We start from the raw sequence: 12,653 nt of genomic DNA, 5'->3' as shown, positions 1-12,653 counted from the left end.
ACAATGGGGGTCGCGGGGATCGAACCCGCCTTAGGCGAATTATGAGTTCGCTGCATTCACCAGATTGCTAGACCCCCCATATGCGTGGATTTACCACAGGGCACGCACCGGCGAAAAGACGTCCTCTTCCCGGCTGACCTCAGGGACTGGGGTTGAGCTGTCCTCAGCGATGCTGCCACTGAAGCCGTTGGGGATATCAACAGTGCGCCACGGGATGGGATCACTCTGCTCCTCAAGCATCGTCCGGTAGGTGTTATCAACAGCCGCTCCGTCCCAGATGATCGTCTGATCGGGGAAACCAAACCCCATGAAGCGATTCCCCTCGGGACCGGCAACGGAGATGCCCAGAATGTCTGTGATCTGATGCAGAAGATCCACGCCGCTCTCGTAGGGAGCTGTCCAGCTGTAGAGACGCTCATGCATCAGCTCTGACGTGCTCTGCACAGCCCCGCAGCGTGTCACCTCCACCGGTGATTGAGGCCTATCGCCTGCAGAGATCGCCGTCGATGGGGCCTCCAGTGTGGTGGAGCAGACCACAGGTCGAGCCATGGCAACTGCCGGCACCGTGCTCAGTGAAAACAAGAGAAGCAGAAGTCTGAATCGCAGCCTGTCCAAAGGAAGAGGCACCACTGCGCGCAAACTAGGCAGAGGATCCGCGAAGCACCAGCCCCCCATGCCCGTCAATTCCGACCCATCCATGGATCGCCAGGTTCTGCTCGAGCGGCTAGCGAGGGAGGCGTACCGGCACGGCCAGTTCACGCTCGCATCAGGACGCAGCAGCGAGCACTATGTGAACTGCAAGCCAGTGGCTCTCAGTGGCAGCGGTCTGGCGCTGCTCAGCCCAGCCATGCTGGCTCTGGTTGAGAAGGATGCCGTGGCCGTGGGGGGCCTCACGCTGGGGGCAGACCCTCTTGTAAGCGGGGTGGCCATGGCGGCTGCTCAAAAAGGTCGCGATCTCAATGCGCTGATCGTGCGCAAACAGGCCAAGGGCCATGGAACAGGTGCCTGGCTGGAGGGCCCACTGCCTCAGGTCGGAGCCCTGGTGACGGTTCTCGAAGACGTGGTCACCACAGGAGGATCATCCATCCAGGCCGTCAACCAGCTCAGGCAGGCCGGTTACTCAGTTCAGCGCGTGATCACCATCGTGGATCGTGAGGAAGGTGGTCAGCACGCCATGGATGAGGCTGGCCTGCAGCTGGTCAGCCTGTTCCGCCTGAGCGAAGTGGCTGCCAGAGCCAGGGAGCTGCAGCAGTGACCAAAGGGAATCAAGCCGAATCCATGCTGATCTGGGATGCGCGATTCCCGCTCATCCGTCTGGAGGGCAGTGGATGCAGCAGCTTTCTGCACGGCCAGACCAGTGCCCGAGTTGACGGGCGTGCCATCGGCGATCTGATCCAGGCCTGCTGGCTCAATGCCACGGGCCGGGTGCAGGCTCTGCTCGAAATCCGCCTCGACTCTGCTGGGGCCGACGTTCTGCTGCTGAACGGGGACATTGACAGCGTGGCCCAAGGATTTGATCGGGTGATCTTTCCCGCAGACCAGGTGCGGCTCGGCGAGCAGCGTCAGCAGCGCCGGATGCAACGCCTTCAGGCAGAAATGATGCCCGACCTCCAGCAGGTGATCTGGCTGGATGACAACGCCGATCCGCCGACCTCCTGGCAGGACCCTGCACCCTGCAATTCCTCAGAACTGGAGTGCTGGCGCAACAGGCAGGGATGGCCCCTGGGAGACAAGGAACTGACTGGAGACACCAACCCCTTTGAACTGGGTCTCATGCATTGGATCGAGCTCAACAAAGGTTGTTATCTGGGACAGGAAACCGTGGCCAAACTGGCATCCCGCGGTGGAGTGAAGCAGGAGCTGCGCTGCTGGAGGAGCACTGCCGACGACGGAACAGCTCTGACCAGCGGAGATCAGCTGAGCCTGAACGACTCAAGAGCCGGAATCATCACAAGCGCGTCCAGGGACGATGTAACCGGAGGCAGCTTCGGTCTTGCCTTCGTCAGGCGTCAGGCGCTCGATGCCGAAACACTGCTTGCGGGGGCCAGTGGTGTGGAAGTGTCGATCTCGCGTCCCAGCTGTTTCTGGGAACCACCCACACGGGATTGAGAGAGATTGTCCGCAGACAGCATCCAGGCAGCCACGGCCCAGGTCGCCAGGCCATCATCGCGGTTGTAGGTGAAGATCCAGCGCAATGCCTGGACATGCCCGCGGTCCCGTGGGCCGGTGCCCCGCCACTGCCGCCACCAGAGCAGCGCCCTGGCACCATCAACGCCGGCCTGACTCCAGCTGAATCCAAGCCAGCTGGCCACCGCCTTCAACCCGTAACTGCTGAGGGGAAGCCTCCAGTGGCTGCGGAGCCTGGCATGCACATCCACCAGCCGCGATTGCAGGGCATGCCTCTCAACATCACTGACGCCCTGACGCTGGGCCATCTTGCAGAGGGCGAGCGACTCGGTTTCTCCGTAGTGAAGAATCGGCCAGCTCTCGTAACGCTTCAGGAATCGCTTGATGCGTTGCCAACAGCTAGCCTCCCCGTGCTCCTGCAGCATCAGCAGAGGGTGGTAGGTGGCCCGTTCGAGAGCCCAGCGGCCGTCTCGATCGCGGGGGAGACAGAGAAACCCATGCAGAAAATCATCGCGGGCATCAGGGTCGGATTCGATGTCATAGAGCAGCACCCCTGGTGCCTGGATCAGTTCAGGCAGAGCAGGCGAAGCGTCGAGCGCTTCGCAGTGTCCATTCCGCTGAGCACGAGCCTGCGCCACGAGCGGCGCCGCCACAGCGCCGTGCTGCTCACCAAACCGCTGCAACTGCTCAGACAGGCGCTGAGGATCGGCATCGGCCAGGGCGTTCAATCCATCAATGCCCAGCTCGAGCAGCATCTCGCGTCTCTTGGCACCGATGCCACTGACTTCACTGAGATGCCCGATGCGTCGGGCCTCGGCATTGCAGACACCCCGCCAGCTGCACAAGGAACATTTGCGCCGGTCCGAGGCGAGAGGGGGTGGCTCGCTGCGCTCCAGATCAGCGGCCAGTTTGCGCAGCGCGTCATCGAGCTGGCGTTGAAGGTTCTCACCCAGAGCAACCGTGTTCTTCTCGAGGTGGCGGCCTGCCCCCGCCACAGCCAGACCGGCGTTCACGGGAGACTGCTGGTAGGAAGCCAGCAAACGGGCTGACAACGCCAGCTGAAGACGATGTTCTCTGGTGAGCCGTCGTCCCTGCCTGGCCAGCACGGGGCGATAGACGTAATCACCCCAGCGACTGCGTCCGGGCTGACGCTGCAGCAGGGCTGGATGCGCTTCAAGGATCTGACCTTCCGCGGTGCGGCCACGCAGCCGCAGTCCCACCACACCGACATCGCCACGTTCGCAGGCGGCAAGCCCATGGCCTGGCTTGCGCGGCAGCAGTGCAACGAAACTGCGCTGCTGATCATCAAGTTGAAGTGTGCGGTGGGCGGTGTAGACACGACCGCTCTGATCGCCATGGCGATCGAGCCATGCCCGGCGCCTGCAACGGCTCCAGCTGCGCAGCAGTCGATCCGTCAGGGGCTTGTCAGCAGCAGGGGTGTCACCCATGGCCCGAGGTTAAGGCGGCCAACTGCTAAATCCAAATGGATTGCAGACATGCCATGGCGTCGGCTCCACTCCCACTGAGCGCAGCACCGATCCGTTTCGGCACCGATGGATGGCGAGGTGTTCTCGGAGTGGACATCACCGTGGAGCGTCTGCTGCCGGTGGCGGCGGCGGCGGCAGAAGAGCTTGCGCATCAGGCGCCGAATGACCTCGACAGCAAGATCGTGGTGATCGGCCATGACCGCCGCTTCCTGGCACCGGAACTGGCGGAGGCGATTGCCTCCGCCGTCAGGGGAGTGGGGCTTGATCCACTTCTCACCAGCACCGCTGTGCCAACGCCGGCGTGCAGCTGGACAGCCGTGCAACACCGGGCTCTGGGAGCTCTCGTGATCACCGCCAGCCACAACCCTCCCGAGTGGCTGGGCTTGAAAATCAAGGGTCCATTCGGCGGATCGGTGGATGTCACGTTCACAGCTGCGGTGGAGCGGCGATTGGCTGCGGGGGGCGTGAAGGTGCCGATTGCTGACGAGCTGCAACGCTTTGACGCACGTCGCGAACATCTCGAAGGACTTCGCAGCAAGCTCAATCTCGAAGCCATCACCGCAGGACTCAAGGCCATGGGGCTGAGGGTGATCGTGGACCCGATGCATGGCTCTGCAGCAGGGTGTGTCTCTGATCTGCTCGGAACCGATGCCGAGGGCCTCGTTTCAGAGATCCGCAGTCAACGTGATCCTCTGTTCGGCGGCTGTCCTCCGGAACCCCTAGCTCCACACCTGCAGGAGCTGATCACTGCAGTTCAAGCCTCCGGACGCGAGGGAAAGCCAGCCGTTGGACTCGTGTTCGATGGCGATGGCGATCGGATCGCTGCAGTCGATGAACAGGGTTGTTTCTGCAGCACCCAGCAACTGATGCCTCTGCTGATCGATCACCTTGCCGGAGCACGACAGCTGCCTGGAGCGGTGGTCAAGACCGTGAGTGGCTCCGACCTGATGCGTCTGGTGGCTGAAGACCACGGCCGAGAGGTGCTGGAGCTGCCAGTGGGTTTCAAGTACATCGCTGCAGAGATGCTGGAGGGCGAGGTGCTGATCGGAGGGGAGGAGTCGGGAGGGGTTGGCTTCGGCATGCATCTGCCCGAACGCGATGCATTGTTCGCCGCCATGCTGGTGCTGGAGGCCCTGGTCGAGGGCGGCAAGCCGCTCGGAGCGCGCATGCAGGCTCTACGTCAGCGCTGCGGTGGTGAAAGTCACTACGACCGCCTGGACCTTCGTCTGCCGGACATGGAATCAAGACGACGCCTGGAGGAACTGCTGGCAACCCAGCCTCCGGCAGAGGTCGCAGGCCAGACCGTGGCGGAAGTGATCACAACGGACGGTGTGAAGCTGAGGCTCGGCCCCAGTCACTGGTTGATGCTGCGTTTTTCCGGCACTGAACCGCTGCTGCGTTTGTACTGCGAAGCTCCCGACAGCGATCGGGTTGCGGCTGTGCTCACCTGGGCGCGCGGCTTCGCGGAGGCGGCTTGAGCATGGACACGCGAACACTGGTGATCGCCAGCGGCAACCCCGGCAAGGTGAAGGAATTCGAAGGTCTGCTGCGTGACCTGCCGCTGAAGGTTCAAGCCCAGCCCGAGGGACTGGAGGTTGAAGAAACCGGCAGCACCTTCAGCGCCAATGCCCGCATCAAGGCGATTGCCGTGGCGGCCGAAACCGGAGAATGGGCCCTCGCGGATGACTCGGGACTGAGCGTGGATGCTCTCGATGGAGCTCCAGGGGTTCACTCCGCCCGCTACGCCCCAAGTGATCCGGAACGGATTGCTCGACTGCTGCGCGCGCTCGCAGTTGAAGACAATCGCAGCGCCCGTTTCTGTGCAGCCCTGTGTGTGGCGACTGCCGACGGCACGGTGCTGCTCGAGGTGGAGGGCCACTGCAAGGGAAGGATCACCCGATCACCGAGAGGACATCAGGGCTTCGGTTATGACCCGATTTTTGAGGTGAATGGCACTGAAAAAACCTTTGCGGAAATGTCTCTGCTGGAGAAAAAAGCCCACGGGCATCGCGGTCGCGCTTTCACCATGCTGGAACCTCAACTGCGACAACTGCTGTCTCAGCGGTGAGGCGCGCGAATGCGCTGGATGTAACGGTCCTTACAAAAGGGTCCTGTACGGTGTGATCTGTCGCTGACGAGGTCGATGGCCATCGCCATGACCACCGGTTACAGCGCACAGACTGAAGGCGCTCTGCTTTGCATCGAAGCCGCCTCGGACTGGGCCCTGACTTGTGTTGACCAACTGGCTGCCGCTGACAGCCATGTTCTGATTGATTACGGAGCTGCCGATGGCGGCACAGCTGTGGGTCTGTGGCACCAGGTATTGGATCGGCTGCATACCAACCAGCCCCAGGCTCACCTGACCCTGATCGGCAACGATCTGCCCAGCAACGACAACGTTGCCCTGGCCGAGAATCTGGCACTGCAGATTCCCCGCACTCCCAGACCCACAGTGCTGGTGAGCGCCCGCAGCTTCTATGAGCCCTCCGTTGGCCCCAACACGGTGAGCTTCGGATTTTCGGCCACCGCCATGCACTGGCTGAGTGCATCACCCGGTCCGCTCGAGACCCACACGCACGTGCTGGCATCCGGTGACGCCGAAGCGCTGAAGCGCTTCACGGCGCAGGCCCTTAAAGACTGGACCTACATCCTTGAACTGCGCAGCAAGGAGCTGAAAGTCGGCGGCAGGCTGCTGACCGTGAATCTGTCCCGCGATGAAGAGGGTCACTATCTCGGACACAACGGCGGAAAAACCCGCAATGTGCATGACCAGCTGCACCAGATCTGGAAAAGCCTTGCCGATGAAGGCGTGATTTCGCAGGAGCAGTACCGCAACGGCACAGTGCTCAATTTCTACAAATCACCGGATGAGTTCATGGCGCCTCTGAAGGATCAGGCCACAGCGCCCTACCGCAATGGACTGCGTCTGGTGGATGAGCGCACCGTCTACGTCAAATGTCCTTACCGGCGTCGCTGGAATGAAAACGGCGACACTGCAGATTTTGCTGCAGGCCTGATGGCGACCATCCGCAGCTGGAGTCGACACAGTTTTGCCAGCGCTGCCGGAGATGCCGCGGCAGACGAGGTCTACCGTCGCCTGGAACAGCGCATCGCAGACGCCCCGGATGAGTGGAGCCTGGATTACGTGGAGCACCACCAAATGATGGAGAAAGTGGCCTGATGACAACGACAACCCAAACTGCTCCAGACGTCTCGGTGCTTGCAGAACACGTGTCCGACCATCTGTCGGTGTTCGTCGTGGCCGAGAACACCGATGCTCGCCGCCCTGCAAACGGAGGCCTGCGTCTGCTCAATTACCCAAGTGATGAGGCCTGCATCGCCGATGGTCAGCGACTGGCCGGCCTGATGACCCACAAACACGATCTTTACGGGACCGGTTTCGCCGGAGGCAAGATCGTGGCTCGGGCCGCCGAGCCTGAAGCGGTGAAGGATGAACTGATCAGCATCACCGCCGGTCTCCTGGAATCCCTGGATGGAGCGATGATCACTGGATGTGATCTCAACACCAGTCTTGAGGATATGGAGCGCCTGACGGAGCTCACTCCCCATGTGCTGGCTGCCGTGGGAAGTCCGGTTGATGCCAGTGCGGCAACGGCCCACGGCACCCTTGGCGCCGTTGAAGCTGTGCTCGAATCAACCCTCGCGGATGCTGAACCAGGTCGAGCGCTGGTGCATGGCTGCGGTGCGGTGGGTGGCACCGTGGCCAGGGCGCTGGTGCAACACGGCTGGACTGTCTTCACCGTGGATCTGAGTCCCGAACGGGCAGGCTTCGCCGGCGCTACCCCGCTGTCCAGGGACTGTCCCTGGTGGGAGTTGCAGCTGGATCTGCTGCTGCCCTGTTCGATCTCCGGCCTGATCAATGCTGAAATCGCCTCGGCTCTGAGGGTGAAATCGGTTGTTCCGGCAGCCAATGCTCCCTTTCAGAGCCCGCAGCTGGCGGATGACCTGCGTCGGCGTGGAATCCGGGTTCTGCCTGACCCTCTTGTCAATGCCGGTGCCGTGATCGCTGACTCGATTGAGCGCTTCTCACCCGACGCCTGGAAGGATGCAGGCGCGGAGGATGTCTACGCCTTCGTGCGCAGTGAGGTGCGCCAGCGGGCCAGCGAGTTTCTGAACCAGCGCGATCAGGGCCTCTCCGTGGGAGCCGCCCTTGTGGAGGTGACCGCCGAGCGGGAAACAGATCCGATCGGCCTCAGCTTCGGAGATGCAGCATGAGCTCAGCCTCTCTTCCCTCCAGTACCGCGGTGGTGATTGTTGGCGGCGGCATGGCCGGCCTGAGCTGCGCAGCGGCACTGGCACGTCGTGGCGTATCCGATGTGGTGTTGCTCGAAGCGAGAACTCTGGCCAATGCCAAGGCCAGCAGCTACGGCGAAACAAGGATGTTCCGGGAGATGTATTCCGACCCTGTGCTCTGTCGTCTGGCTCAGGAGGCCAACAGACTCTGGCGTGAAGAGGAGACGATCGCCGGGGAGCAGCTGCGCGAAACCCATGGGCTGCTTTTCTACGGAGAAAGCTGGGACGAGGAAACGATCGAAGGGTCGATCCCCGGGGCACGCCGTGTAATGGACGAACAGGGCATCCCCTATGAAGCTCTCAACGCTGCAGAGATCACTGCCCGGTTCCCTCTGAAACCGAAAAACGAGTTCACGGGGCTGTTTGAACCCACCGCCGGTGCCGTGCGCAGCGACAAGGTGGTTGCCCACTGGATCCGCACGGCTCGCAACGCCGGACATCAACTGGTCGAGCACTGTCCTGTGGCCAATCTGGATTCAGACGGTGGTGGCGTCACCCTGGAGAGTGGACATCACATCGCGGCAGGACAGCTGATCGTGGCCTGCGGCATCTGGAGCCAGCTGATGCTGGCGCCACTGGGCCTGGCGCCGAAACTCGAGGTGTGGCCCATGCTCTGGGCTCACTACACCGTGGACCCTGATCTGGCGGATCGTTATCCGCAGTGGTTCTGCTTTCAGCGGGAACGTGGCGACGACGGAGGCCTTTACTACGGCTTCCCTGTGCTCAGCCGCACCGATGATGGCCGACCTCGCATCAAGGCGGGTATCGACTGGGCACCCAAAGAGCTGCGGGTTGCAGAACCCAATGCCATGACCACCGAGCCGCCGGCGAGACTGGTCGAACTGCTCGACACCTTCCTGTTCAACGAACTTGAAGGCGTTCAGGAACGCGTCGAGACCGTGATCAGTCCCTACTCGATGGCCAGTGACGTCAATTTCGTGCTGGATCGTCTGAGCCCGAAGCTGAGTCTGTTTGCAGGTGGCTCAGGCCAGGCCTTCAAATTTGCTCCTCTGATCGGCGACTCACTGGCACGGCTGGCCAGCGGCGAAGCTCCTGCAGTGGATCTCTCCTGCTGGAGTCACCAGCGCGAGGCCGTCAACGCCTGAAGCCCTCTCGACGAGACACCTCCTTTGCTCGAACAATCAACCGTTCCCAACGGCGCAACAGAAACCAGCCCCTGGTGGCGCGGCAGATCCCTGTGGATCGGCGCGGGACCTCTGCTGGTTTTTCTTGTGGTCGCAGCCATTGACCTGAAACTGGCCAAACACTTCACCAGTTCCGGCAAGGCCATTGTCAGCAGTTCACTCGGCGGCGTCTGGCAGTGGATGGTGCTGCTGTTGTTTGCGATCGCCGTCGTGCTGGCGATCAGTCCGATCGGAAAGCTGCGGCTTGGCGGAGCTGAAGCCAAACCCAGTCTGAAATTCTTCGACTGGTGTGCTGTGCTGATCTGCACGCTGCTGGCCGGCGGTGGTGTGTTCTGGTCTGCGGCCGAACCGCTGTTCCATTTCCGCGATCCTGCTCCCTACTTCGCGGGCGTGAAGGGATCAAGCGCTGCTGCCGTCGATCCCTCTCTGGCTGTGAGCTTCCTGCACTGGGGGTTTCTGGCCTGGGCACTGGTGGCGACAACAGTGACGATCACCCTCTCAATCCAGGAGCAACGGGGTGAACCGCTCAGGCCGCGCACCCTGCTGGTGGGAATCCTCCCAGCTCGCTGGGTGGATGGCCCCCTGGGGGATCTCGCAGACGGACTTTCCGTTGTGGCGGCCATCGCGGGAACCGTGGGACCTCTGGGTTTCCTGTCGCTGCAGCTGAGTAATGCCGCAGGGATGTTGCCTGGTTTCAGCGACAGCGCCGGACTGCAGTCTCTGGTGGTTGTGCTGCTCACAGCTGTATTTGCGACCTCCACAGTGAGTGGAATCCAGAGGGGGATCAAGTGGCTGTCGGAGCTCAACGTTTGGCTGACCCTCGGGCTTGCCGCCGCTCTGCTGCTGCTGGGCCCGGGGCTATGGCTGATTCAGCATTTCATCAGCGCCTTCGGCCTCTACCTCACAAACCTGCCGCGCATGGCGCTTGCCGCCAACAGCAGCCAAGACAACTGGGTGAATAGCTGGACCGTGTTCTATTGGGGCTGGTTCCTCGGCTACGCACCGCTGATGGGGCTGTTCACGGCAGGGGTCAGCCGCGGCCGCACATTGCGCGAACTGGTGTTGGCGGTGGCCATCCTCTGCCCGATCGTGACCAACATCTGGTTCACATTGCTCGGCGGCACGGGCATGCAGCTTGAACTCGCAGACCCCGGATCCATCACTGGCCCGCTGTCAGCCAGCGGAGAGTCGGGAGCACTGCTGGCGATTCTGGGCCAGCTGCCGTTTTCCTGGCTGCTGATTCCCGTTGGTCTTGTGCTGGTGGTGCTGTTCATGGCCACCAGCGCCGACTCCATGAGTTACGCCGCGGCCATGGTGGTGAGTGCTCAGCGCACACCTCCCGCATTGCTGCGCCTGTTCTGGGCCCTGATGATCGGCAGCCTCACCCTGGTGCTGCTGCGCATCGGAACCAGTCTGGGCGACAACACCTCGATCAACGCCCTGCAGGCCTTCATTGTGATCACAGCAGTGCCCGTTACGCCCCTGGTGCTGCTGAGTCTCTGGACTGCACCGCGTCTGGCCTGGAAGGAATGGCAGCAGCGCCAGCAGGCTCAGAGCTGAAACTGATCCAGCTGGCCATCGCAACACCAAACAGGGCGAGCGCTCCGTAGATCAGCAGCACCAGCGACAGGTCTCCCTGCGGAGAGGCCTGAAGAATCAAGCCCGACACGATCGTCATCAGTCCGCCCATCACCGTGCCTGAAGTGTTGACGATCGAAACGGTCATCGCCGTCTGACCTGCTGGTGCTGCCGCTTCCGCAATCGGGAACGCCAGCACTGAGCTGCCGATGCCAACCCCGAAACTGAAAGCAGGCAGCATCAGAACACCACGCGGCAGTGATGGCGTGATCAACAGAAGCAGCGACAGCAATGTGATCACACTGCCTGCCAGCAGCAACCGCCCACGATTCTCAGGGCGACCGCCGAGGGCCCCACTGCCGACCATCCCCACCACCAACCCGATCGACATCACCAGCGTGAGGCCTTCCATCAGCGGATTGGACCAGCCCCTGAGGCTGGACAGCAGTCCGTACTGCGCCATCCCGAACACAAAGCCCAGCCCCCAGGCATAAAGCAGACAGCACTGAATCAGGCGATTGACTCCGGCTCTGGTCCAGCGATGCCCATGAGTGTCCTGCTTCCCAGCCGTTGAAACAGCAGATGAGCTTCGTCTGACACCAAGCAGAAGCATTGGCAAGGCAACGATCAGCGACAGTACGAGCCCCTGGAGCAGCACCAGGTCCCGCCAGCCGGAACGCCCCAGGAGCAGGGGCACCATGGCCGCCAACGCGGCACCGATTCCCAGCAGGCCATCGGTGAATCCCATGGCCAGGGCGAAGCGATTCTCCGGCAGGCTGCGTCGTGCCAACACCGCTGAGGCCGGGAAGACCACCGCACAGGCCATCCCGGTGCCGATGCGCGACAACAACAGCCCCTGCAGGCTGTCACTGCTGGCGAACACAAGACTGCAACACGCTGCAGCCAGGGCAGCCAGCAGCAGCCAGAGCTCAACCCTCCCCCGGTCAATCAGCCGTCCGATGGGAATCTGAACGAGGCCGTAAGGCAACAAAAAGCTGCCGGCCACCAGGGCCACCCCCGCAGAATGAAGCCGCAGCTCCGAACCCAGGGAACCCTCGAAATACTGAAAACTGGTTTCAACCCAGACCAGCCAGACCACAAAGAGAAGACTTGTGATCCAGAGCAGTCGATCGGTGCGTCTCCCCTCCAAAGCTCAGCCGCCAACTGAAAGACAGTGTGGGGGAATCCTTCAGCTGAGGCAGTAATCGAGGGCGAGGCTGAGGCTGCCTGTGGGCAGCGGCGCTTCCTCCGGTCTGAATCGTGGCGCCGCGCTGACCCCCATCGGAGAAGGGCGCAGCGAGGAATGAGAGCGCTGATCGATGCGAAGCAGAGCAATCCGACGAAGCTTCAGGGCTGCTGCCGTTCGCTCAGCCTGCCTGCGTCCGCGCTGGAGTGCTCTTTCAAGCAGCTGTTCCTGCAGACGATTCTGCCCTGATGACGATGGCAGAGACGTCATGCCCTGGAGCCGCACACCCGGCAAACGGCCAGCACGCTGAATGAGGGTGTCGTAGTTGCCGCGACCAACAGTTCCTGTGATGGTCGTGACGGCCCGAAACCCACTGGGTGACTTGGAACCAGCCATTTCGTAAGTGTTTGGAGCCGGAATCACAAGCCGTCCCTGCACTAGCGGTTCCAATTGTTGACGCAGCCTGTCCTGACGATCACCCAGTTGATCGAGAGCTGCCGCACTGGTCGGAGCTTCCGCTTCGAGGCGCAGGTTGAAGCGGAAGCTCTCCGTTGGGCTTTCACCGCTTTCGCGCAGATTCAGCTGTAAAAGGATGCCACGACATTCAGGGCCTCGAATTTCCGCCAGGGCCGCGAGCGGAAACAACGAAACAGTCGGCAGCACCAACAGTGCGATAGCCAGCTTGTTCAAATGTCGATTCAGATCTGATGCCATATCCAACGAAACAGGCGCAGAAACACTCTTGGCTATCTACGTCAGGCATCGCCTGAAAAGGTTGCAGAAGCATGTCTGATGCCAACGAAGTCAACACCGAAT

Annotated in this window: 12 protein-coding genes and 1 tRNA gene; 8 read left to right on the top strand and 5 right to left on the bottom strand. The window is 61.9% G+C overall.

Going from position 1 to position 12,653, the window contains the following annotated elements; translation table 11 throughout:
• Positions 1-4: 4 nt before the first annotated feature.
• Positions 5-77: transfer RNA gene (locus SIB56_RS12890), tRNA-Ile, on the bottom strand.
• Between the two features lie 13 nt (positions 78-90).
• On the bottom strand, positions 91-549 hold the full coding sequence (locus SIB56_RS12885) for an occludin/ELL family protein (protein WP_413324309.1): 459 nt from the start codon (positions 547-549) through the stop codon (positions 91-93).
• A 124-nt stretch (positions 550-673) separates the two neighbouring features.
• Between SIB56_RS12885 and pyrE the strand changes: the two genes are divergently transcribed.
• Together pyrE and SIB56_RS12875 are read left to right on the top strand one after the other, a co-directional pair.
• On the top strand, positions 674-1,255 hold the full coding sequence (gene pyrE / locus SIB56_RS12880) for an orotate phosphoribosyltransferase (protein ID WP_413327404.1): 582 nt from the start codon (positions 674-676) through the stop codon (positions 1,253-1,255).
• Positions 1,252-2,109 (top strand): YgfZ/GcvT domain-containing protein, encoded by an 858-nt coding sequence (locus SIB56_RS12875; RefSeq protein WP_413324308.1) that lies wholly within the window; start codon positions 1,252-1,254, stop codon positions 2,107-2,109. The genes pyrE and SIB56_RS12875 overlap by 4 nt, the downstream gene beginning before the upstream one ends.
• Here SIB56_RS12875 and SIB56_RS12870 read toward each other — a convergent pair.
• Complete coding sequence (locus SIB56_RS12870) at positions 2,010-3,575, bottom strand: TM0106 family RecB-like putative nuclease (protein WP_413324307.1); 1,566 nt, start codon at positions 3,573-3,575, stop codon at positions 2,010-2,012. The genes SIB56_RS12875 and SIB56_RS12870 overlap by 100 nt on opposite strands.
• Positions 3,576-3,628: 53 nt before the next feature.
• Here SIB56_RS12870 and SIB56_RS12865 point away from each other — a divergent pair, with 53 nt between their 5' ends.
• The 6 genes from SIB56_RS12865 to SIB56_RS12840 all read left to right on the top strand — a co-directional run bounded on the left by SIB56_RS12865 (position 3,629) and on the right by SIB56_RS12840 (position 10,633).
• Entirely contained in the window at positions 3,629-5,092 is a 1,464-nt protein-coding gene (locus tag SIB56_RS12865; RefSeq protein ID WP_413324306.1) for a phosphoglucomutase/phosphomannomutase family protein, read from the top strand.
• 2 nt (positions 5,093-5,094) lie between these two features.
• Positions 5,095-5,682 (top strand): RdgB/HAM1 family non-canonical purine NTP pyrophosphatase, encoded by a 588-nt coding sequence (rdgB, locus tag SIB56_RS12860; protein WP_413324305.1) that lies wholly within the window; start codon positions 5,095-5,097, stop codon positions 5,680-5,682.
• A 75-nt stretch (positions 5,683-5,757) separates the two neighbouring features.
• A complete protein-coding gene (locus SIB56_RS12855; RefSeq protein WP_413324304.1) occupies positions 5,758-6,795 on the top strand; it encodes an SAM-dependent methyltransferase in 1,038 nt (345 codons plus the stop codon).
• On the top strand, positions 6,795-7,850 hold the full coding sequence (locus tag SIB56_RS12850; RefSeq protein WP_413324303.1) for a Glu/Leu/Phe/Val dehydrogenase dimerization domain-containing protein: 1,056 nt from the start codon (positions 6,795-6,797) through the stop codon (positions 7,848-7,850). Before SIB56_RS12855 ends, SIB56_RS12850 begins: the two co-directional genes overlap by 1 nt.
• Positions 7,847-9,034 carry an FAD-dependent oxidoreductase gene (locus SIB56_RS12845; RefSeq protein WP_413324302.1) on the top strand — a complete coding sequence of 396 codons (1,188 nt, stop codon included), beginning with the start codon at positions 7,847-7,849 and terminating at the stop codon, positions 9,032-9,034. The genes SIB56_RS12850 and SIB56_RS12845 overlap by 4 nt, the downstream gene beginning before the upstream one ends.
• A 96-nt stretch (positions 9,035-9,130) precedes the next feature.
• A complete protein-coding gene (locus SIB56_RS12840) occupies positions 9,131-10,633 on the top strand; it encodes a BCCT family transporter (protein WP_413327402.1) in 1,503 nt (500 codons plus the stop codon).
• On the opposite strand, the gene SIB56_RS12835 is transcribed toward SIB56_RS12840, so the two are convergent.
• Both SIB56_RS12835 and SIB56_RS12830 read right to left on the bottom strand, forming a co-directional pair.
• Positions 10,548-11,801: an MFS transporter gene (locus SIB56_RS12835; RefSeq protein ID WP_413324301.1), complete on the bottom strand. Its 1,254-nt coding sequence runs from the start codon at positions 11,799-11,801 to the stop codon at positions 10,548-10,550. The two genes, SIB56_RS12840 and SIB56_RS12835, sit on opposite strands and share 86 nt — an antisense overlap.
• A gap of 39 nt (positions 11,802-11,840) precedes the next feature.
• Positions 11,841-12,551 carry an SIMPL domain-containing protein gene (locus tag SIB56_RS12830; protein WP_413324300.1) on the bottom strand — a complete coding sequence of 237 codons (711 nt, stop codon included), beginning with the start codon at positions 12,549-12,551 and terminating at the stop codon, positions 11,841-11,843.
• Between the last annotated feature and the right edge of the window lie 102 nt (positions 12,552-12,653).

Source organism: Synechococcus sp. MIT S9503 (genome assembly GCF_047304175.1).
Classification (GTDB): Bacteria; Cyanobacteriota; Cyanobacteriia; order PCC-6307; family Cyanobiaceae; genus Synechococcus_C.
The sequence above is the reverse complement of the archived record's forward strand: the minus strand, read 5'-3'. Positions and strand labels throughout refer to the sequence as shown.